Annotated in this window: 22 protein-coding genes; 10 read left to right on the plus strand and 12 right to left on the minus strand. The window is 74.8% G+C overall.

Features of this window, described 5'->3' with window-relative positions:
• Window positions 1-4: 4 nt before the first annotated feature.
• Entirely contained in the window at window positions 5-1,006 is a 1,002-nt protein-coding gene (locus tag APR03_RS22080; RefSeq protein ID WP_253839340.1) for an ABC transporter permease, read from the minus strand.
• Window positions 1,007-1,009: 3 nt separating this feature from the next.
• A complete protein-coding gene (locus tag APR03_RS22085; protein ID WP_253839341.1) occupies window positions 1,010-2,668 on the minus strand; it encodes an ABC transporter substrate-binding protein in 1,659 nt (552 codons plus the stop codon).
• Between the two features lie 165 nt (window positions 2,669-2,833).
• Here APR03_RS22085 and APR03_RS22090 point away from each other — a divergent pair, with 165 nt between their 5' ends.
• On the plus strand, window positions 2,834-3,193 hold the full coding sequence (locus APR03_RS22090) for a hypothetical protein (RefSeq protein ID WP_253839342.1): 360 nt from the start codon (window positions 2,834-2,836) through the stop codon (window positions 3,191-3,193).
• On the opposite strand, the gene APR03_RS22095 is transcribed toward APR03_RS22090, so the two are convergent.
• Both APR03_RS22095 and APR03_RS22100 read right to left on the minus strand, forming a co-directional pair.
• Window positions 3,168-3,674 carry an SRPBCC family protein gene (locus tag APR03_RS22095; RefSeq protein WP_253839343.1) on the minus strand — a complete coding sequence of 169 codons (507 nt, stop codon included), beginning with the start codon at window positions 3,672-3,674 and terminating at the stop codon, window positions 3,168-3,170. The two genes, APR03_RS22090 and APR03_RS22095, sit on opposite strands and share 26 nt — an antisense overlap.
• On the minus strand, window positions 3,671-4,060 hold the full coding sequence (locus tag APR03_RS22100) for an ArsR/SmtB family transcription factor (protein ID WP_253839345.1): 390 nt from the start codon (window positions 4,058-4,060) through the stop codon (window positions 3,671-3,673). Before APR03_RS22100 ends, APR03_RS22095 begins: the two co-directional genes overlap by 4 nt.
• 146 nt (window positions 4,061-4,206) lie before the next feature.
• Between APR03_RS22100 and APR03_RS22105 the strand changes: the two genes are divergently transcribed.
• Window positions 4,207-4,638 carry a hypothetical protein gene (locus APR03_RS22105; RefSeq protein ID WP_253839347.1) on the plus strand — a complete coding sequence of 144 codons (432 nt, stop codon included), beginning with the start codon at window positions 4,207-4,209 and terminating at the stop codon, window positions 4,636-4,638.
• A 94-nt stretch (window positions 4,639-4,732) separates the two neighbouring features.
• Here APR03_RS22105 and APR03_RS22110 read toward each other — a convergent pair whose 3' ends face one another.
• Both APR03_RS22110 and APR03_RS22115 read right to left on the minus strand, forming a co-directional pair.
• Window positions 4,733-5,806: a Gfo/Idh/MocA family protein gene (locus tag APR03_RS22110; protein ID WP_253839349.1), complete on the minus strand. Its 1,074-nt coding sequence runs from the start codon at window positions 5,804-5,806 to the stop codon at window positions 4,733-4,735.
• Window positions 5,791-6,495, minus strand: a complete 705-nt coding sequence (locus APR03_RS22115) for a ThuA domain-containing protein (RefSeq protein WP_253839351.1) — start codon at window positions 6,493-6,495, stop codon at window positions 5,791-5,793. The genes APR03_RS22110 and APR03_RS22115 overlap by 16 nt, the downstream gene beginning before the upstream one ends.
• Before the next feature lie 127 nt (window positions 6,496-6,622).
• Between APR03_RS22115 and APR03_RS22120 the strand changes: the two genes are divergently transcribed.
• A complete protein-coding gene (locus tag APR03_RS22120; protein WP_253839352.1) occupies window positions 6,623-7,678 on the plus strand; it encodes a LacI family DNA-binding transcriptional regulator in 1,056 nt (351 codons plus the stop codon).
• 18 nt (window positions 7,679-7,696) lie between these two features.
• Here APR03_RS22120 and APR03_RS25045 read toward each other — a convergent pair whose 3' ends face one another.
• The 5 genes from APR03_RS25045 to APR03_RS22145 form a co-directional block, all read right to left on the minus strand.
• Window positions 7,697-9,388: an acyltransferase gene (locus APR03_RS25045; protein WP_308216532.1), complete on the minus strand. Its 1,692-nt coding sequence runs from the start codon at window positions 9,386-9,388 to the stop codon at window positions 7,697-7,699.
• A 31-nt stretch (window positions 9,389-9,419) separates the two neighbouring features.
• Window positions 9,420-9,839 (minus strand): CBS domain-containing protein, encoded by a 420-nt coding sequence (locus APR03_RS22130; RefSeq protein WP_253839353.1) that lies wholly within the window; start codon window positions 9,837-9,839, stop codon window positions 9,420-9,422.
• Window positions 9,840-9,965: 126 nt separating this feature from the next.
• Window positions 9,966-10,571 (minus strand): flavodoxin family protein, encoded by a 606-nt coding sequence (locus APR03_RS22135; protein WP_253839354.1) that lies wholly within the window; start codon window positions 10,569-10,571, stop codon window positions 9,966-9,968.
• A gap of 110 nt (window positions 10,572-10,681) precedes the next feature.
• Window positions 10,682-11,113 carry a DUF6098 family protein gene (locus APR03_RS22140; protein WP_253839355.1) on the minus strand — a complete coding sequence of 144 codons (432 nt, stop codon included), beginning with the start codon at window positions 11,111-11,113 and terminating at the stop codon, window positions 10,682-10,684.
• Window positions 11,114-11,165: 52 nt separating this feature from the next.
• Complete coding sequence (locus tag APR03_RS22145) at window positions 11,166-12,347, minus strand: aromatic acid exporter family protein (RefSeq protein ID WP_253839356.1); 1,182 nt, start codon at window positions 12,345-12,347, stop codon at window positions 11,166-11,168.
• A 42-nt stretch (window positions 12,348-12,389) separates the two neighbouring features.
• On the opposite strand from APR03_RS22145, the gene APR03_RS22150 reads away from it, so the two are divergent.
• From APR03_RS22150 to APR03_RS22165, 4 genes are all read left to right on the plus strand, one after another.
• Window positions 12,390-12,647 (plus strand): hypothetical protein, encoded by a 258-nt coding sequence (locus APR03_RS22150; RefSeq protein ID WP_253839357.1) that lies wholly within the window; start codon window positions 12,390-12,392, stop codon window positions 12,645-12,647.
• A 7-nt stretch (window positions 12,648-12,654) separates the two neighbouring features.
• Window positions 12,655-13,698 (plus strand): DNA topoisomerase IB, encoded by a 1,044-nt coding sequence (locus APR03_RS22155; RefSeq protein ID WP_253839359.1) that lies wholly within the window; start codon window positions 12,655-12,657, stop codon window positions 13,696-13,698.
• A 161-nt stretch (window positions 13,699-13,859) separates the two neighbouring features.
• Entirely contained in the window at window positions 13,860-14,573 is a 714-nt protein-coding gene (locus APR03_RS22160; protein ID WP_253839360.1) for a PAS and ANTAR domain-containing protein, read from the plus strand.
• 174 nt (window positions 14,574-14,747) lie between these two features.
• The gene (locus APR03_RS22165; RefSeq protein WP_253839362.1) at window positions 14,748-15,200 is read left to right on the plus strand and encodes an Hsp20/alpha crystallin family protein; all 453 of its coding nucleotides are present in this window, start codon (window positions 14,748-14,750) and stop codon (window positions 15,198-15,200) included.
• Between the two features lie 63 nt (window positions 15,201-15,263).
• Here the strand turns inward: APR03_RS22165 and APR03_RS22170 are convergent, their stop codons facing one another.
• Window positions 15,264-15,512 carry a CDGSH iron-sulfur domain-containing protein gene (locus APR03_RS22170; protein WP_253839364.1) on the minus strand — a complete coding sequence of 83 codons (249 nt, stop codon included), beginning with the start codon at window positions 15,510-15,512 and terminating at the stop codon, window positions 15,264-15,266.
• A 176-nt stretch (window positions 15,513-15,688) separates the two neighbouring features.
• On the opposite strand from APR03_RS22170, the gene APR03_RS22175 reads away from it, so the two are divergent.
• The 3 genes from APR03_RS22175 to APR03_RS22185 all read left to right on the plus strand — a co-directional run bounded on the left by APR03_RS22175 (window position 15,689) and on the right by APR03_RS22185 (window position 19,097).
• Window positions 15,689-16,819, plus strand: coding sequence for an iron-containing redox enzyme family protein (locus APR03_RS22175; protein ID WP_253839365.1), 1,131 nt, complete (start codon window positions 15,689-15,691; stop codon window positions 16,817-16,819).
• Window positions 16,812-17,825 carry a glycosyltransferase family 2 protein gene (locus APR03_RS22180; protein ID WP_253839366.1) on the plus strand — a complete coding sequence of 338 codons (1,014 nt, stop codon included), beginning with the start codon at window positions 16,812-16,814 and terminating at the stop codon, window positions 17,823-17,825. The genes APR03_RS22175 and APR03_RS22180 overlap by 8 nt, the downstream gene beginning before the upstream one ends.
• 237 nt (window positions 17,826-18,062) lie before the next feature.
• Window positions 18,063-19,097, plus strand: coding sequence for an isopenicillin N synthase family dioxygenase (locus tag APR03_RS22185; RefSeq protein ID WP_253839367.1), 1,035 nt, complete (start codon window positions 18,063-18,065; stop codon window positions 19,095-19,097).
• Window positions 19,098-19,147: the final 50 nt, after the last annotated feature.

The raw sequence follows: 19,147 nt of genomic DNA on the forward strand, positions 1-19,147 counted from the left end.
GCGCTCACCCCTGTTCCCGGATGCGGGGGTCGAGCACCACGTACAGGGAGTCGGCCAGGAGGTTGGCGAGCAGCGTCGCGAGCGTCACGATGAGGAAGACCCCCTGCATCATCGGGTAGTCCCGCTTGTTGAGGGACTCGAACAGCAGGTACCCGATGCCGGGGTAGCTGAACACGGTCTCGGTCAGCAGGGCGCCGCCGATGACGCCGCCGAGCGCCATCGCGAAGCCGGTGAAGCTCGGCAGCATCGCGTTGCGGGCGGCGTAGCGCAGGATCACGCGGCCCCGCGAGAGGCCCTTGGCCTGGGCCAGCAGCACGTAGTCCTCCCGCACCGTGGTCACGGTCATGTTCCGCATGCCGAGCAGCCATCCGCCGAACGCCGAGAACACGATGGTCGCGGCGGGCAGCGCGCCGTAGTGCAGCACGGAGCCCAGGAACGGCAGGTTGAACCCCTCGGCGAGGTTGGCGTCGTACCCGCCCGACAGCGGGAACCAGCCGAGCACGAACCCGAAGACCCACAGGGCCAGCAGCGCGACCCAGAAGTACGGCACGGACGAGAGGAACGCGGTCAGCGGCGTCAGCACCGAGTCGAGCCGGCTGCCCGCCTTCCACCCGGCGACGACGCCGAGGCCGGTGCCGAGCACGAACGCGAGCACCGTCGTCGACCCGACCAGCAGCAGCGTCCAGGGCAGCGCCTGCAGCACGAGCTCGCTCACCGGCACGGGGAAGTTGACCACCGAGACGCCGAGGTCGAACCGCGCGAGCTGCCCCAGATAGCCCACGAACTGCTCGCCGAGGTTCTGGTCGGGGTCCCCGAAGATGGCCCGGATGCTCTCCAGCGTCTCCGGCGGCACCTGCTGGCCGCTGACCCGCTGCAGCTCCTCGACGATCGCGGACGACGGGTCGCCCGGCATGAGGCGCGGCAGCAGGAAGTTGAGCACGACGGCGGCGGCCGCGGCCGCGGCGTAGAACCCCAGCCGGCGCAGCAGGAACCCCCAGCGACGCACGGGTCAGCCCTCCGCCGGCTCGAGGTCGAGCAGCGTGAGGATGAGGTCCGGCCCCAGCCCGACCATCGGGATGTGGTCGTAGCTCTCCGGCGTGGGCCAGCCCTGCCAGCGCTTCGCGTTGATCTGGACGAACCAGAAGTTGTCGTACAGCGGGCTGAACGGGACCTCGTCGACCACCAGGTGCTGCATCCGCAGGCCCAGCTCCTTGAGCTCGGCCTCGTCGTCCGTGCTCTCCATCGCGTCGATGATCTCGTCGGCCTCCGGGTGGGCCCAGCGGCCCTGGTTGAGCGTGGCCGACTCCCCCTCGGGCACGACGAAGTCGCTGTCCAGGAAGTTGTAGACGCCGTAGACGCCGGCCCCGCCCGTCGAGGCCGCCGTGATGTCGAAGTCGCCGAGGTTCATCGCGTCGTAGTAGCCCGCGGTGGGCTGCCCCGCCGGCTCGACCTCGAGGCCGAGCGTGTCGCGCCAGCCGTTGATGAGGATGTCGGCGTAGCTGCCCCACGCCCAGTCGTTGTTGAACAGGATGGTGGGGCGGTAGCTCTCGCCGTCCTTGACCAGGGCGCCGTCCTCGACGGTCCAGCCGCCGGCGGCGAGCTCGGCCTGCGCGGCCTCGGCGTCCACGGGCCACGGCTCGGCGAGCTCGGGGTCCACCCAGTCGGCGTAGACGGTGCCGTTCAGCCCCGTGGGGCCGGCCTCGGTGCCGGTGCGCTGCAGCGTCGTGGTGATCGCCGACCGGTCCATGGTGAGGGCCAGCGCGCGGCGTACGTGGACGTCGTCGAACGGGGGCCGGCCGGCGTTGAACATCGCCGACATCGCACCGCCGTTCGGGTAGAGCTGGTACAGGTTGTGCTCCGGGTCCTTGGCCGTGTACTCCTGCTCCCCGTTCGCCCAGGAGCCCTGCGCGATGTCGATGTCGCCGCGCAGGAGCTGTGCCTTGGCGGCGTCGGCGCTGGTCGGGATGATCTTGTAGGTCGACATGGGCAGGTCGCCGCCCCAGTAGTCGTCGCGGGCGGTCAGCGTGACCTGCTGCGGCTTGAACTCGGCGACGGTGAACGGCCCGGTGCCGACCGGCTCCGGGTTGGTCCACGTGTTCAGGTCCTGCTCGCGCCACACGTGCTCGGGCACCATCGGCAGCAGGATGTTGGCGAACTGCTTGACGGTGGCGAAGGCCGGCTCGGCGAACGTCACCGTCAGCGTCAGGTCGTCGACCTTCTCGGCCTTCTCGTAGGTGACGCCCGCGATCGAGAACTCCGGCTGCTCGACCGGCAGGTTGAGGGAGTACACGGCGTCGTCGGCCGTGAAGGGCTCGCCGTCCGAGAAGGTGACGCCGTCGCGCAGGTGGATCGTGAGCGTCGTGCCCGCGTCGTCGAACTCCCAGCTCTCGGCCAGCCACGGCTCCACGACGGCGCCGTTGCCGTAGTCGACCCGCATGAGCGGCTCGTAGACGAGCTCCATGTTGGGCGCCTTGTCGACCGCGGGTCCGACCACGTTGTAGTTGTGGACGAACGTGGTGCCGCCGTCGGTCTTGCCGTAGACGATCGTGTCGGCGCGCCCGCCCGCGGTCCCGTCGCCGGACGACGAGCCGCCCGCGCAGGCCGAGGTGAGCAGGGCGAGCCCCACGGCCAGCGCCGCGACGCGGCGCCCCATGCGTGCGTGTCCCATGCCAGATCCCTTCCGCTCCGTCGAGGTGGATCGATGCTTCCTGTCCGCTCATACGTATGAGCACGAACGTGCAGCGGCGCAGCGCGGTGCTCCTACGTATGAGCGAGGACACTAGGGGCGACATTCGGAGCGTGTCAACCCTCTCGATCGCTAGGCTCGCCCGGCATGGGAGAGTCCACGCACGAGAGCCCGCTGCCCCCGGCCGCGCTCGCGGTCGGCCTCGTCGTGGCCGCGGCGCTCGCGGCCTGGACGCTGGTGGAGATCTGGTGGCTCGCCCGTCCGGTCGAGCCGGGGACCGTGTGCACGCTGCAGTACCCGGGCCCGCCCGGGTGCGCCCCCGGGCTCCGGTTCACCGCGGCGTTCGTCTCGGCGGTGGTGGTGTCGCTGGCCTACGCCGCCGTGACCGCCGTCCTGCTGACCGTGGCGCGGCGCCGGGTGCTCGCCGGGGTCTGGGCGCTCGGCGGGCTCGCGATCCTCGGGGCCCTCGCGGTCCAGCTCGTCAGGTGGGGCGGCCTGGCGGGATGAGCTCCGCGTACTGCTCGCTCAGCGGCACGTAGTCGGCGTCGAAGTCGGCGAGCGAGGGCGGCTCGCCGCCCTCGACGGCGGCGACCAGGCGGTCCAGGTACCACTCCCAGCCCGGGCCGGTGTCCGGCAGGTCCTTCGGGTCGAGCTCGGTCTGCCGGAAGGTCAGCGTCGTGCCGCCGTCGGCCTCGGTGAGCTCGGCGCGCAGGCGCCACTGCCCGTACTCGTCGTCGGCGCTCACCGCGAGCAGGCGCGGCGGCTCGCAGGCGACCACGCGGAACAGGGCCGGCTCCCCCGCCTCCGCCTCGGCGTTCATGACCACCGACACCTGACCGCTCGCCGGGTCGCCCGTCCAGGTGCCGAACCAGCGGCCCAGCCGGTCGGAGTCGGTGAGGCTCGCCCACACGTCCTCGATCGGCACCCCGAACCGGCGCACCAGCACCAGGGTGCGCCCGTCGTCCTCCAGCTCTCCGGTCAGGTTCATGCGCTCCGCTCCTTGGTGGCAGTTCCCGAGGCCGTCGTCGCCCCCGGTCCGGACGTGCCTCGGCGGCGGTCCCGCGCGGCCCGGCGCACCTCGGTACCGAGCGCGTCGAGGTTCGCGACGGAGACCGGCGCCCGGCGCGCGGTCAGCGCACCCAGGATCTCGCGCACCTCGGCGAGGGGCGCGGGATCGAGCACGTAGCGCCGCTCGCGACCCTCGTCGGTCCCCCGCACCAGCCCGGCGTCGCTGAGCACCCGCAGGTGCTTGCTGATCGCCGGGCGCGACACCGCGTGCTCCCCCGCGAGGTCCACCACGCGCGCCGGGCCGTCCGCGAGCCGCAGCAGCAGCTCGCGGCGGATCGGATCAGCGATGGCCCCGAAGACGTCCATGCACAAATGGTAACCGATCGGTTACCAATATCAAGCGTGCCGCGGCGGGTGCGTGTTCTCGTTCACGACGGTGCAGGCTCCGGCACTGGCGAACGGCCTGGCCGTGTACGGCGGCCGGGGGCGGCAACCGCGTCGAGGACAACCTGGTGGCCGACACGGTGAACGCCGCGGCGGGCATCGCGGTCAGCACGCGGTTCGGGGTGCCGTTCACGGGCACCACCACGGTGGCCCGCAACACCCTGACCCGGACGGGCTCGCGCGAGCCCAACTGGCCGGCCGAGCTCGGCGCGCTGTGGGTGTACGCCGACGTGCACCCGATCGACGCGCCGATCGTGATCCGGGACCTGACCATCCAGGACAGCACCTACGCGGGGGTGCTCCTGTCGTGGCAGAAGTCGATCCAGCAGGTGAGCTTCGACCGGGTGGGCATCACCGGGTCGGGCACGTACGGCCTGGAGATCCACGCGACGGGCCGGGCGACGTTCGCGAGCACGACGGTGTCGGGCTCGGGCACGGCGCCCCTGCTCAACGACATGGGCTACACCCTCGACCGCCAGAACGGCAACACGGGCTTCTGACGACCCGAGGTCACCGTGTGGTCGCCGTCGAGAACGACCTGCGGGACCGGAACAGCACCTTCTCGGTCCCGCGGGTCGTTCTCGACGGCGGGTCTCAGGTCAGGGGGACCGGGGGTGGGAGCTGGGCGGTGCTTCTCACCGGGGTGGTCGTGTCCGTGGTCGCCGCGGTCAGCAGGGAGGTCATGACGTCCAGCACGTGGTAGGCCAGCTCGCCGCTCGCGCGCGGCTGCTCGCCGTCGGGCGTGGCCGCCAGGTCGGCGACGCCGAACCCGCGCCCCGCGTCCCGGTACCCCGCGCTCGGCTCCAGCACCCGCCAGTCCCCGCCCAGCTCGTGCAGGTGCACCTCGCCGTCGAACTGGTTCGGGTCGGGCACCACGAGCGAGCCCGACTGCCCGTGCACCTCGATGTTCGACGCGCGGGTCGCGACCGCGTCGAAGCTCATCACCAGCGTCGACAACGCGCCGGACGCGTGCCGCAGCACGCCCGTCACGTGCGTGTCGACGGCGACCGGCACGGTCTGGCCCGCGCGCGGCCCCGAGCCGATGGTGCGGGTGTCCCGGGTGTGGCTGGCGGCCCCGATCACCGACACCACCGGCCCCAGCAGCGTGACCAGCGCCGTCACGTAGTACGGCCCCATGTCCAGCAGGGGGCCGCCACCCGGCTGGTAGTAGAAGTCGGGGTCGGGGTGCCAGCGCTCGTGGCCGGGCGTCACCATGGTCGCCGTCGCCGCGACCGGCGTGCCCACCAGGCCGTCGTCGATCGCCCGGCGCGCCGTCTGCACGCCGGTGCCCAGCACGGTGTCGGGCGCGCACCCGACCCGCACGCCCGCGGCCCGCGCGGCGTCGAGGACCGCACGGGCGTCGGCCAGGTTCGCCGCCAGCGGCTTCTCCCCGTACACGGACTTGCCCGCCGCGATCGCCCGCAGCGCGACGTCGGCGTGCGCCGCCGGGACGGTCAGGTTGAGCACGAGGTCCACCTCGGGGTCGGTCAGGAGCTCGTCGACGGTCAGGGCGCGCACGCCCTGCGCCGCGGCGACCGCCGCCGAGCGGGCGGCGTCGAGGTCCGCGACGGCGACGAGCCGCACGCCCTCCAGCCGCTCGAACGTGGTCAGGTACTGCCCCGAGATCGCGCCCGTGCCGACGATCCCGACCCTCAGCGGCTGGCCCACAGGATGCCCCTCTCGATGATGGTGCGGACGTTCGGGTCCTGGACGACGGCGAGCTCGTGGCCCGGCGTCGACACGAAGACGCGGCCCTGCCCCCACTGCCGCGTCCAGACGGCCGGGCACGTGACCGGCCGGTGCCACGGGTCGAAGTCCCGCGCGGGCAGCGTGGTCGTGGCCAGCACGTCGTTGTACTCGTCGGACAGCACCCAGTACTGCTCCGTGGTCAGCTCGAAGCTGTCCAGGCCCGCGACGATCGGGTGGTCGGCGCGCTCGGGCACGATGTCGACCGTGTACCGCACGAAGTTGTCGCTCGCCTCGCCCGCCAGCTCCTCGCGGGGCGCCTTCGGCGGGTGCGCGGCGAACTGCCCGCCGATCAGCTGCAGGTAGTCCGAGCTGTTCCGGTAGGAGTCGGCGATGCCGCCGTGCCACCCCGCCAGCCCGGTGCCCGCCGCCACGGCCGCGATCAGGCCGCGCAGCTCGTCCGGCTCGATGGTGCTCATGGTGTTCGTCTGGACGATCACGTCCACGCCGGCGAGGTAGCCGGTGTCCGCGTACACCGCGGTCGACTCCTCGATCCGCACGTCGTACCCCTGCCCGGTCAGGTAGGGCACGAACGCGTCGGTGGTCTCGACGGGCTCGTGCCCCGTCCATCCCCCGCGCACCACCAGGGCCTGCTTCGACGTCGCTGTCATGTACCACTCCCCACGTTGCGCAACTTGCGGGCCGCCTTGCGCCGCCCGTCCTTGATACCCGAGCGACTTGCGCAGATCAACCCCCAGTTAGTTGCGCAACTTCGCCGAGCGGCCGTACGGTCGTGGGATGGACCAGGCACGGCGCACCACCCTGGCGGACGTCGCCCGCGCGGCTGGCACCACGGTGCCCACCGTGTCCAAGGTGCTGAGCGGCCGCTCCGACGTGTCCGACGGCACGCGCGACCGCGTGATGCGCCTCGTCGCCGAGCTCGGGTACGAGGGCCGGGCCGGCCGGGCGGCGCCGCCCGCCCGCGGCGGCTCCTCGCGTGACGGGCGGCCACCCTTCGTGGACCTGGTGCTGGCCGGCGTCGAGGGAACGTGGGCGGGCCGCGCGCTGAGCGGCGTCGAGCGCGCCGCCACGGAGGCGGGCGTCGACGTCGTCGTCTCGGTCGCGCGGGCGGGCGACGACGCCTGGCTCACCCGGCTGCTCGCCCGCCGGCCGCGGGGCGCGGTCCTGGCCCTCGTCGACCCGTCGGCCGGGCAGCTCGCGACGCTCGCCGCGGCTCACGTCCCGGTGGTGCTGCTCGACCCCGTGCGCCAGCCGCCGGGCACCGCCGCGAGCGTCGGCGCGGCCAACTGGGCCGGGGGCCGTGCCGCCGCCGAGCACCTGCTCGGACTGGGGCACCGGCGGCTCGGTGTCGTCGCCGGACGCCGCAGCCACCTCTACAGCCAGGCCCGTGTGGACGGGTTCCGCTCCGCCGTCACGCAGGCGGGGGTGGGCCTCCCGGACGGGCGCGTGGTGCACACCGACTGGCACCGGGCCGGCGCCGGGGAGCAGGCGACCAGGCTCCTGACCGGCTCCGACGCCCCGACCGCGGTGTTCGCCTGCTCCGACACCATCGCACTGGGCGTGTACGACGCCGCCGCCGCGCTGGGTCTGCGCGTGCCCGACGACCTCAGCGTGGTCGGCTTCGACGACCTGCCCGAGGCGCAGTGGGCCGCCCCGCCGCTGACCACCGTGCACCAGCCGATCGCGGAGATGGGCGGCGCCGCGCTGCGGATGCTGCTGCGCGTCAGCGCCGACCCGCCGCGCCAGGCACCCAGCCAGACACCCCGCCAGGCCCCCCGCGAGGAGCTCGCGACGCACCTCGTGGTGCGCGGCTCCACGGCGCCCGCGCGCTGACCGCTGTCAGACCCGTTCTCAGCCGTGCAGCCGCAGCAGCGGGTCGGGGCTGTGCACGCCACGGGGCCGGTAGCCCAGGGCGTCGGCGAGGCCGAGGAGGTCGGCGAGGTACCAGACGATCGCGAGCCACATCTCGGTGCCCTGCAGACCGGGCACGCCGTCCGGGCCGGTGCTGTCCGGGGCGAAGGCGAGGCCCGCGCCGTCCGACCAGCTCCCCAGCGCGCGCCGCAGCGCGTCCCGGGCCCACGCCTCGGCGTCGGAGCGGCGGTGCCCCGTCTGCCGGGCCGCGAGCCAGAGCGGGTGCACCACGTCCAGCACGTTGCACGCCGTGTACCCGTCGGGCGCCGCCAGGTACGGGTCGGCGGCGTGCTCCAGCACGGTGTCGACCGCGGCGTGCGGGTACGGCAGCGGCAGGCCGAGCTGGGCGTAGGAGCCGCGGGTCAGCCGGTAGAAGCCGTTGACCGCCTGCAGCCACCGGGGCGCGGGCTGCGGCGCTCCCCACAGGCCGGTCGCGGGGTCGGCGCGCGCCGTGAGCCAGCCGAGCAGGGCGTACAGCGGGCCGGTGCCGCCGTCGTCGAACCGGTCGCCGAAGTCGGTCGCGTTCAGGGCGCACGCCGTGGCCAGCGCGTCGACGGCGGCACCGCTCCCCCAGGCACCCGCACCCCAGTCACGGGCCTCCAGGGCGCGCACCACCTCGCGGCCGGACAGCGCGTGCACCGCCCGCACCGGGTACGGAAGGCGGCCGCCGAGCAGGCGCACGGCGTACCCGACGCTCAGCACGTGGTAGCTCGCCGGGCCGTCGAAGGGGTCCGGCGGCCCGGCGGGCGCGAGGGGGGAGGCCAGGCCGGCGTCCGACAGGTCGCCCTCGGGCACCAGCCCGGTGGCCGGGTCCTGCCGGGCGGTGAGCCGGTGCACGAGGTCCGCGGCGTCGAACCCGGGCGGCGGGCCGCCGAGCAGCAGGTCGGCGATCTCCACGGCGTCGGCCCACGGCCGGACCGCGGGCGGGCGCGGGCCCGCCGCGGCGGCCGGGCGGTCCACGAACCGGCCGTCCTCGAAGCACCGCGCCAGCACGGCGGACGCCTGTGCGCGGGCCCGGTCGCCGAAGGCGCGCAGGTCGGCCGCGAGACCGGCCGAGCCCGCCCGGTCCGCCCGGCGGTCCCGGACCACGCGGGCCGGGTTGCCCGCCACGACCGCCCACGCGGGCACGTCCTTGGTGACCACGGCGCCCGCGCCGACGACCGCGTGGTCCCCGACCGTGACGCCGTCCAGGACCGTGACGTTCGAGCCCACCCACACGTCGTCGCCCAGCACGATGCCCTTGCTCCACGTGTCCTGCCGGTGCACGGGCAGGTGCGGCTCCATGGCGTGGTTGAAGCCGAGGATCGAGGTGTGGGCGCCGATCCGCACGCCGTCACCCGCCCGCACGTCGCCCCGCACGACCGCGTACGGGTTGACGGAGCAGTCCGCGCCGAGCGTCACCTCACCCGTGAGGTAGGCGTGCGCCGCCACGTAGGTACGGTCGCCCAGGGCGAGCCGGTCGCAGAACACCGCGGCACCCGGCGCGACGAACACGCCCTCGCCCAGCTCCGCGCCCGCGGCCTCCAGCTCCGACCGCCGGGCCTCCTGCACCGCCCCCTCCGCGGACCCGGGGTCGTACTCCCAGGGCAGGTAGTCGATGCGTCGGACGCCGTCGGCCGGGGTGGGGTGCACCCGGCAACCCTACGGCCTCAGCGGTCGGGCCTCAGCGGTTGGGCTCGGCGCGGGAGATGTCCGCGAGCGCGGACGTCGGGTCCCGCTCGATGGCGAGGTCGCCGATCGAGACGATGCCCACCAGGACGTTGCCGTCCAGGACGGGGGCGCGGCGTACGGCGGCGGCCCGCATCACCTCGACGGCGGTCTCCACGGGGTCGGTGATGCCGACGGTGGCGACCTGCTCGCTGGCCACCTGCCCCACTGTCGCGTCGGCGCCGAGCCCGGCGCCCAGGCCCCGCACCACGAGGTCGCGGTCCGTGACGACGCCGGTGGCCGTGGGCCCGGAGCGCACCACGAGCACGCCCACGTCCTCCTGGGCCATGAGCCGGGCGGCCTCCTGGATGGTCTCGGTCGAGTCGACGGTGGTGGGCGCCGGGGTCATGACGTCGGCGACGGTCTGCTGGGTCATGGCGGTTACCTCCGGGGGTGTGGTGCCGACGGCGATCTGCTCGCCGACCTCTCCACCGTGGCGCGGCCGCGGGGCACTCGCACGCGCTCACACCACGCGCTCACTCCACGCGCTCACACCACGCACTCACTCCTGGTGCGCCGGCACCGGCGTCGCGGCCAGCGCCGTCGCGACGGCGTGCAGGTTGTGCGCCATGAGGCGGCCGGTGCTGTGCGACCACTCGTGCCCGTGGTCGGTCTGCGGGTACTCGTCGCCGGGGCCGGGGCCCTGGTTCCAGTAGGTCCAGGCCTGGCCGGGGATCGTGTAGCCGATGTCGGCCAACGCACCGCTGATCTCGGAGATCACGTGGTGGGCGCCGTCCTCGTTGCCCGTCACGACCACCCCGGCCACCCGGTTGTAGGCCACGGGGGTGCCGTCCGGCGACGTCTCGGACAGCATGGCGTCCATCCGCTCCAGCATCCGCTGGGCCACGGACGACGGCCGGCCCAGCCACGTGGGGCTGACGACCACGAGGATCTCGGCGTCCAGGAGCCGCTCGTGGACGTCGGGCCACTGGTCGTGACCGCCGAGATCGGTGACGACGCCGGGCGGCACGTCGAGGTCGGCGAGCCGCACGTGGTCCACGGTGACGCCGCGCGCCTGGAGCGCCTCGGCGACGACGGCCGCGAGCGCCTCGGTGTTGGAGGGTTCTGGCGAGGGCTTGAGCGTGCAGCTGATGAACAGGGCCTTCATGGGGACACCTCGGCAGGTCTCGACGCCGGCAGCCGCTTCTCGACCGTTGTCACGGTAACGCGGGGGTCCCGCACTCACGACCGGTGCTCTCGGCCGGTGCGCTGGGCCCATCAGGTGCCGTCGGCGCCCGGTGCGAACGCCTGCGCGTAGAGCGTGCCCGCCTCCTCCACGGCGGCGGGGTCCACCGAGGCGACGGGGGTGATGCCCACCAGGAGCGGTTCGCAGTCGGGTCCGCGGGCGGAGATCTCGCCGGTCAGCAGCCAGGGGAACCGGTCGCCCACCATGAGGTGGGCGTACTGGCGCAGCTGCCGGGCGGCCCAGTGCTCGGCGGGCCGCGTCCACCACGGTTCGGGTGTCATGGGGTTCACGCTGAGCCCGGGCAGCATGCAGCCGCTCTCGTGGTCGCGGCTCACGGTGGTGCGGTCGACGTCCGGCCCGGCGCTGAACCGCACGTAGACGGGCGCCAGGACCTCGGTGAGCTCCACGACCTCGGCGAGGGAGCGCAGGTGCGGTATCCCCTCCGGGAGCAGCACGCCGCTCATCGACCCTCCGTCCGTCGGGGCGGCGTCGTGGTCCCGCCCTCCGTCCGCCACGCTAGCCCTGAGCCTCGGCACCGGCCAGCGCGGACACCCCGCGCCACAGCGTGACGACGACGGCGCCCGCGACGAAGTCGTCCAGCCCGGAGGTCCGCCGGTGCTCGCGCACCGCGGCGGCCAGCTCGCCGACCGCGGCGTCGCACCGGGCCGCCGCGGCGCGCGCGGCGGCGGCGTCCTCGTCGTCGGGGGTGCCGCTGCCGCCCGCGACGTCGGAGCGCAGGCCGTCGGCGTACGCGCGCAGCGCCGCGACCAGGACGGGGCGCAGCCGGGGTCCGAGGGCGACGTCCTGCCGGTCCTCGCGCTCCCACTCGGCCAGGAGCCGCACGATGTCGTCGACGACGTCGGCCGCGGTGCCGAGCCGGTCGGCGCGGCGCGCCTGCGCCGTCGTCCACGCGTCGTACCGGGGTGCGCGGACGTTGGCGCGCACGGCCTCGCGCGCGGAGCCGACGGCGTCCCGTGCCCGGTCGATCGTCGGGGTCACCTCGCGGCGCCGCTGCTGCCACTCCTGCGCCAGCAGCGGCCCCTCGCGCTCCAGGCGCAGGGCGAGCAGCGAGACCTGGTCCAGCAGGACGTCGCGGAGGCGGTCGAGCGCGAGCTCGGTGGGGGTCAGCGGCAGCGCGGGCAGCAGCAGGTTCACCGCCACGCCGATGGCGGCGCCGGTGACGACGAGGCCCGCGTAGACGGTGACGTACTCCAGCGGGTCGCTGCCCCCGATGACGAGCACGAACAGGGCGGACGTGACCACCCACGACCCCACCTCGCCGAACACGCGCCAGCCCGCGCACAGGAGCGCGAGGGCCACGACGAGCGCGACGGACAGCACGCTCGAGGCGACGACGGCGTCCACGCCGCGCGCGATGACGGCGCCGAGCAGCAGCGCGCCCACCACCTGCACGGACTCGCGCACCGACCGGACCGCCGTCGTCGACGTGGCCACCACGGCGCCCAGCGGCGCGTAGTACGGGTACTCCGAGAACGGGGCGGGCGCGACCAGCCCCACGAGCCAGGCGAGCGCCGCGGCCAGCGCGCCCTTGGCCGCGAGCGACCACCGCGGGTGGCGCACCCAGTGCTCGCGCAGCGCCGACACGGTACGGACGGCGAGGGAGCGCACGATGGTGGACCTCCTGGGGGTGGCGCGCGCTCCCGAGGTGCGGGTGCGAGCGGCGACGGTCCGCTCCATCGTAGGAGTCGACAGGCCACCCGAGCCCGAGGAGTGACATACATGAGCGAGAACGCGAACGATCCCGGAGCCGACGAGCGCGTCCGGACCCCGGACGTGGACCAGATCCCCGACAGCTCGGCGGACGACTCCGTCAGCTCCGTGGACTCGGCGGACTCCCCGGCCTCCCCCGGCGGTGAACCAGCGGTCGACGACTCGGTGGACGTCGACCAGGACCGGTCCGTCACGGGCGCGATCCCCGGCGACTACCCCGAGGACAACCCCGACAAGGAGGGCGAGGACCGGTTCGACGCGGGCTGAGGGGCACATGGCGGACCAGGGCCTCGTCGCGGACGGGCTCAACCACAGCTGCGACACCGACCGGGGCATCCGCCGGCGGCGGCACGGCAAGGGCTTCAGCTACCTCGACCACGACGCGCAGCGGATCACCGACCCGGAGGTGCTCGCGCGGGTCAGGGCCCTGGTCGTGCCGCCGGCCTGGACGGACGTCTGGATCTGCGCCGACCCGGCGGGCCACCTCCAGGCCACGGGCCGCGACGTCAAGGGCCGCAAGCAGTACCTGTACCACCCGAGGTGGCGCACGTTCCGCGACGGCGTGAAGTTCGACGACCTGGTCGCGTTCGGTGAGGGGCTGGCCGACCTGCGCAAGCGCGTGGACGCGGACATGCGCTCGTCCCGGCTGGGCCTCGACCGGGTGGTCGCCACGGTGGTGCGGCTGCTCGACGAGACGCTGGTGCGCGTCGGCAACGACGAGTACGTGCGGTCCGGCGAGTCGTACGGGCTGACGACGCTGCGCACCCGGCACGCCACCGTCACCGGATCGGAGGTGCACTTCCGGTTCCCGGGCAAGTCCGGGGTCACCAACGACGTCACGGTGCAGGACCGGCGGGTCGCCGCCATCGTGCGGCGCTGCCGGGAGCTGCCCGGCCAGCGGCTGCTGCAGTACGCCGACGGCGACGACACCCGCAGCGTCGGGTCGCGCGACGTCAACGAGTACCTGGCCCGCGTGACGGGCGCCGACCACACGGCCAAGACGTTCCGCACCTGGGGCGCCAGCACCATCGCCTTCGCCCACCTGCGCCGCCTGGAGCCGGCCGACGCCCGCGAGCACGACGCGCAGCGGGTCGAGGCGGTGCGGATCGCCGCCGAGCGCCTGCACAACACCCCGGCGGTGTGCCGCAAGAGCTACGTGCACCCCGCGATCCTCGCGGACGACCGGGCTGACCTGGACCGCCTCATCGACCGGTCGGGGGCGAACGGCTCCCGCACCTCGACATGGATGGACGCCGACGAGCGCGCCCTGCTGAAGTTCTTGCGGGCGGTCGCCGAGGAGGCTCCCGGAGGGCGCTGAGCAGGCACTCCGTCGACCGTGCTGCCGGTAAGGGTCCCCTTGCCGATTCCGGTCGCGATCTCGCGCTTCTCCGGGAACAGGTGCAGAGTGATGGGAGCGGTCCCCGGCGCGCGCCCACCCGGCGTCAGCCGATCGGGAGCCGTCCTGCCGTCTGGAGACCCGTGAAGCCGTCGCAGCACCCGTCCACGTCGCCCTCAGCACCGGACGCCGAGGCGGTCGAGGCCGCTCTCGCGACCGGCCGCCCCGCCCCCGTCGGGCGCTACGTCCTCGACCTGGCCACGGGGCGGTGGGCGTGGTCGGACGAGGTGTTCGCGATGCACGGGTTCCAGCCGGGCGAGATCGTCCCCACCACCGAGCTCATGCTGACCCACAAGCATCCCGAGGACCGCGACCGCGTGGACCACGTGCTGCGCGACGCCGCCACCACGGGCCGGCCGTTCAGCTCGGTGCACCGCATCCGCGACGCGCGCGGCCGGATCCGCACCCTCGCCGTGACCGGGCAGTCCCGGCGCGACCCGGGCACCGGCCGCGTCACCGAGCTGTACGGCTACTTCATCGACGTCACCGAGGCGCACCGCGAGGAGGCCCAGCGCGAGGCGACCGCCTCGATCCGCGCGGCGGCCGAGAACCGGGCCGCGATCGAGCAGGCCAAGGGCGTGCTCATGGTCACCTACGGCACGGACGACGCCGCGGCGTTCGAGCTGCTCCGCTCGGCGTCCAACCGGCTCAACGTCCCGGTCCGCGACCTGTCCCGGTGGCTGGTGCACTGGTTCTCCGGCCCCGGGATGACCGAGTTCCCGACGCCCGACGAGGTGGCCGAGTTCCTGTCCTCACCTGTCCCGTCCGCCGACCCGGACGAGGGCCCGGAGGGCTGACGACAGGCCGTTCGGCACCCGGCGAGACCGCCCTGATCGCGTCGGCCCGAGGTGTTGGCACTCCCAGGAGGAGAGTGCTAAAAAAGTGCTGTAGCCCGACGGCGGACCGGTACCGCCGTCAGCGCCGCGGTCCTGGAGGGGCCAGGACCGCACCAGCACGGGAGGTGATGCGCGATGGCTACGTACTGGGACCCGTTCCAGGAGATGGACCGGCTGTTCAGCACGTTCGCGGGGAACGCACGGCAGTCCGGCACGTTGCCGATGGACCTGTTCCGCACCGGCGACCACTACGTCCTGTCCATGGACCTGCCGGGGGTCGACCCGGGCACCATCGACGTCTCGGTCGAGGACCGCACGCTGACCGTGCGCGCCGAGCGCACGCAGCGGTCGGGCGACGAGGCCCAGTGGCTGGTCCGGGAGCGCCCCACGGGCACCTTCGCCCGGCAGCTCACCATGGGCCGCGGGCTCGCCCTGGACAAGATCTCCGCGTCGTACACCGACGGCGTCCTGTCGCTGACCATCCCGGTGAGCGAGGACGCCCGCCCGCGCAAGATCGAGGTGGCCCACTCCGGCGGCACCACCGCGATCGGCCAGGGCGCGGGTGAGCGCCAGACGATCGAGTCCTGACCCTCCGGCACCCACCGGACACCCACCGGCCCGGCGCCCCCGCGCCGGGCCGGTGCGGTGGTCTCAGCCGGCAGCACCAGCCGACGCCTCCGGCGACCGGAAGCCGTTGACCTTGTGCGTGCCGTCGCACCAGGGCGCGATCGCCGTGCCGCCGCAGCGGCACAGCGCGACCGTGGCGCGACGGCGCGGCACGGGCTCGCCGTCCGGCCCCAGGATCGTGGCGGGGCCGCGCACCAGCAGCGGCCCGTCGGGGCAGGCCGTGACGGTGACGTCGCCACGACGGGCGGGCTCGGGCGGTACGGGCTCGGGCACGGCTGCGCTCCCTCGTGGACGGGTCGACATGATCGGTGCGACCGCCTCACCGTACGGCGCGGTCCGCCACTCGCAACCCGCGTCCGCGTTGCGAACCGGCCCGGTCCTACGCACGATGTGAACGGCGTCAAGCAGGGGCGCGAGCCCTCGCACGATTCGCAGGACCAGGAGCCGGCATGACCTCCACCGCGATCCGGGACAGCGCCCCCACCTCCGACGACGCCCGCCCGGGCCCCGCCCGGCTGCCCCTGCCGCGGCCGCGCGGACCCGTGAGCACGGCACTGCTGGCCGCGCTCACCGCCGGCCCGCCCGACGGCGACCCGGCCCGCCTCGCCGCCCCGCGCGACGCCGTCGCCGAGGCGCTCGCCGCCGAACCGGACCTGCTGGCAGACGCCGACCTGCAGCTCGCCCTCACGGTGCTCTACGAGCTGCACCACCGCGGCGTCGACCGGGTCGACGACGCGTGGGAGTGGGACCCGGGCGCGCTCGCCGTGCGCCAGGCGCTGGAGGGACCGTTCGAGGCGGCGCTGCGCGCGCGGGCCGCCCAGGTGCGCGGCGCGCTGCCGGAGCCGGCCGCGACCGACGCCGCGGGGGTGGCCGCGTACCTGTTCGAGCTCGCCGCGGCGGACGGCGCCCCGAGCCTGGCCCGCTACGTCGCCAAGCGGGCCGACGCGGAGCAGGTACGGGAGCTGCTGGCGCTCCGCTCGCTGTACCAGCTCAAGGAGGCGGACCCGCACACCTGGGCGATCCCCCGCCTCAGCGGCGCGCCCAAGGCCGCGCTCGTCGAGATCCAGGCCGACGAGTACGGCGGCGGCCAGGTGGGCCGGATGCACGCCGAGCTCTTCGCCCGCACGATGCGCGGGGCGGGGCTCGACGACACGTACGGGCGTTACGTCGACCTGGTGCCCGCGCCGGTGCTGGTGGCGCTCAACACCATGTCGCTGCTCGGGCTGCACCGGCGCCTGCGCGGGGCGATCGCCGGGCACCTGGCCGCGTTCGAGATGACGTCGTCCATCCCCAGCCGGCTGGTCGGCGACGGCCTGCGGCGCCTGGGGCACGAGCCCGGCACCACCGAGTACTTCGACGAGCACGTCGAGGCCGACGCCGTGCACGAGCAGATCGCGGCGCGCGACCTGGCCGGCCGGCTCGCCGAGGACGACCCCGCGCTGCGCGACGACGTGCTGTTCGGCGCCGCCGTCTGCCTGGCCGTGGAGGGCGACGTCGCCGCCCACGCGCTCGACCGCTGGCGCGCGGGCGCCTCGGCGCTGCTCGCGCCCCTGGACGGTCCGCTCGACGGCCGTGGCTGAGGCGCTCTACCTGCTGCCGCTGCGGCGGTCGTCCGTCGACCCCGGCGAGCTGGCCGACCTGGCCGCCTACCTGCGCGACGTGTCCCGGAGCCTGCCCGTCGTGGTCGCGGACGGGTCCCCGGCCGAGGTCCGGGCGCGGCACGCCGCCGCGTGGGGCCCTGGGGTGCGCACCGTGGTCGTGGGGCACGCGCCGCCGGGCGCCAACGGCAAGGTGGTCGGCGTGCGGGCCGGGCTCGCCGCGACGACCCACCCCCTCGTGGTGGTCGCCGACGACGACGTGCGGTACGACCACGCGGCGCTCGACCGGGTCCTCGCCGCGCTGGACGGCGCCGACCTCGTGGTGCCGCAGAACGTCTTCGTGCCCCGCCCGTGGCACGCCCGCTGGGACACGGCGCGCACCCTGGTCAACCGCGCCTTCGGGCACGACTACGGCGGGACGGTCGCGTTCCGCCGCACCGCCCTCGGGCCGGCCGGGTACGACGCCGGGGTGCTGTTCGAGAACCTGGAGCTGGAGCGCACCGTCCGCGCGCGCGGCGGCCGGGTGGTGCACGTGCTCGACCTGGTCGTGGCCCGGCGTCCGCCCGACGTCGGCCGGTTCGCCGAGCAGCGGGTGCGTCAGGCGTACGACTCGTTCGCCCAGCCGCCCCGCCTGCTGACCGAGCTCGCGCTCGCACCCGTGCTGGCGGCGGCCGCCGTCGCGGCGCGGCGGGCCGCGCCGCGACCCCGGCGGCTCGGTCGCGCGGCCGCCGGCACGGTGCTCGCCGGGGCGGTGCTGGTCGCCGAGGCGGGCCGACGGCGCGGGGGCGGCGCCGGACACTTCCCGCCGACGGCGGCGCTCTGGGCGCCCGCCTGGGTGCTGGAACGCGCGGTCTGCGTCTGGCTCGCGGTCGCGCGGCGGCTCGGTGGCGGCATGCCGTACGCCGGCACCCGGCTGCGCTGCGCGGCCCACACCGTGGCCGAGCTCCGGGCGCGCGCCGGCGCGCCCACCGCGGGGACCGGGTGCTAGCCTGTCTCGCATCGTGAGCACCTTCACCTGTCCCTGCTGTCGCCGCTGAGCGGTCGCCGTCCCGGCGACCCCCTGGCGCGATCCCTCGCGCCGCCGACAGCAGGTCCTCGCTCACGTGTCCTTCCGGGCACACCCGCACCCTGACCCCGGGCGCCCACGCGGCCGGGTTCCCGGGCGGTCCCCCCGGAGGCCGGGGCCGTGTCGTCGGCGCACCCGACCCCCGGAAGGACTTCTGCCATGCCCAGCACTGCCATGCCCAGAACTGCCGTGCCCGGTATCCCCGTGCTCGACCTCTCGCTGCTCGACGGCGACCCCGCCGACCAGGCCCGCTTCCGCGACGAGCTGCGCCGCGCGACCCACGAGGTCGGCTTCTTCTCCCTGGTGGGCCACGGCGTTCCCCGTGACCTGATCGACCGCGCCTACACGACGGCGCGGGCCTTCTTCGCGCTCCCCGAGGAGCAGAAGCTCGCCATCGAGAACGTCCGCAGCCCGCACTTCCGCGGGTGGACGCGCATGGGCGGCGAGCGCACGCTCGGCCGCGTCGACCAGCGCGAGCAGATCGACATCGGGGCCGAACGGCCGGCCGTGCCCGCCGGCCCCGGCACCCCGGACTACTGGGCCCTGGAGGGCCCGAACCTCTGGCCCGCGGCGCTGCCCGGTCTGCGCGAGGTCGCGCAGGAGTGGCTGACGCGGCTCGACGGCGTGGCCACGCGGCTGCTGCGGGCGTGGGCCGAGGCGCTCGGCGCCTCGGCCGACCACTTCGACGCCGTGTTCGAGCGGCCCTCGCCGCACCTGAAGATCGCGCGCTACCCGGGCGTCGCGGCCGCCGCGCCCGCCCAGGGCGTCGGCGCGCACAAGGACCTCGGCGTGCTCACGCTCCTGTCCGTCGAGGACGGCAAGGCGGGCCTGCAGGTCGAGAAGGACGGCGAGTGGCTCGACGTCGTACCGCCCGCCGGGGCGTTCGTCGTCAACATCGGCGAGCTGCTCGAGATCGCGACGGACGGCTACCTCAAGGCGACCCTGCACCGGGTGGTCTCCCCCGCACCTGGTACCGAGCGCATCTCCGTCCCGTACTTCCACGGGCCCGCGCTCGACGCCCGCATCCCCGCGATCGAGCTGCCGGCCGAGCTGCGCGCGCAGGCACCCGGCGTCACGCGCGACCCGGCCAACCCGCTGCACGCCGTGTTCGGCGAGAACTGGCTCAAGAGCCGCGTCCGGGCGCACCCGAACGTCGTCGAGGCGCAGCACCCGCACCTGCTCCAGGCGGTCTGACGGCGCCGGGCCGCTGCCGAGAGGCGGCGGCCCGGTGTGCGCCTGGCCTC

This window comes from Promicromonospora thailandica, from assembly GCF_024171955.1.
Lineage (GTDB): Bacteria > Actinomycetota > Actinomycetes > Actinomycetales > Cellulomonadaceae > Promicromonospora > Promicromonospora thailandica.

Excerpts from the sequence above, each read along its gene's own strand:
- APR03_RS22085 (WP_253839341.1), bottom strand. The coding sequence starts at position 2,668 with ATGGGACACGCACGCATGGGGCGCCGCGTCGCGGCGCTGGCCGTGGGG.
- APR03_RS22090 (WP_253839342.1), top strand. The coding sequence starts at position 2,834 with ATGGGAGAGTCCACGCACGAGAGCCCGCTGCCCCCGGCCGCGCTCGCG.
- APR03_RS22095 (WP_253839343.1), bottom strand. The coding sequence starts at position 3,674 with ATGAACCTGACCGGAGAGCTGGAGGACGACGGGCGCACCCTGGTGCTG.
- APR03_RS22100 (WP_253839345.1), bottom strand. The coding sequence starts at position 4,060 with ATGGACGTCTTCGGGGCCATCGCTGATCCGATCCGCCGCGAGCTGCTG.
- APR03_RS22115 (WP_253839351.1), bottom strand. The coding sequence starts at position 6,495 with ATGACAGCGACGTCGAAGCAGGCCCTGGTGGTGCGCGGGGGATGGACG.
- APR03_RS22120 (WP_253839352.1), top strand. The coding sequence starts at position 6,623 with ATGGACCAGGCACGGCGCACCACCCTGGCGGACGTCGCCCGCGCGGCT.
- APR03_RS22130 (WP_253839353.1), bottom strand. The coding sequence starts at position 9,839 with ATGACCCAGCAGACCGTCGCCGACGTCATGACCCCGGCGCCCACCACC.
- APR03_RS22135 (WP_253839354.1), bottom strand. The coding sequence starts at position 10,571 with ATGAAGGCCCTGTTCATCAGCTGCACGCTCAAGCCCTCGCCAGAACCC.
- APR03_RS22140 (WP_253839355.1), bottom strand. The coding sequence starts at position 11,113 with ATGAGCGGCGTGCTGCTCCCGGAGGGGATACCGCACCTGCGCTCCCTC.
- APR03_RS22145 (WP_253839356.1), bottom strand. The coding sequence starts at position 12,347 with ATGGAGCGGACCGTCGCCGCTCGCACCCGCACCTCGGGAGCGCGCGCC.
- APR03_RS22150 (WP_253839357.1), top strand. The coding sequence starts at position 12,390 with ATGAGCGAGAACGCGAACGATCCCGGAGCCGACGAGCGCGTCCGGACC.
- APR03_RS22155 (WP_253839359.1), top strand. The coding sequence starts at position 12,655 with ATGGCGGACCAGGGCCTCGTCGCGGACGGGCTCAACCACAGCTGCGAC.
- APR03_RS22165 (WP_253839362.1), top strand. The coding sequence starts at position 14,748 with ATGGCTACGTACTGGGACCCGTTCCAGGAGATGGACCGGCTGTTCAGC.
- APR03_RS22175 (WP_253839365.1), top strand. The coding sequence starts at position 15,689 with ATGACCTCCACCGCGATCCGGGACAGCGCCCCCACCTCCGACGACGCC.
- APR03_RS22185 (WP_253839367.1), top strand. The coding sequence starts at position 18,063 with ATGCCCAGCACTGCCATGCCCAGAACTGCCGTGCCCGGTATCCCCGTG.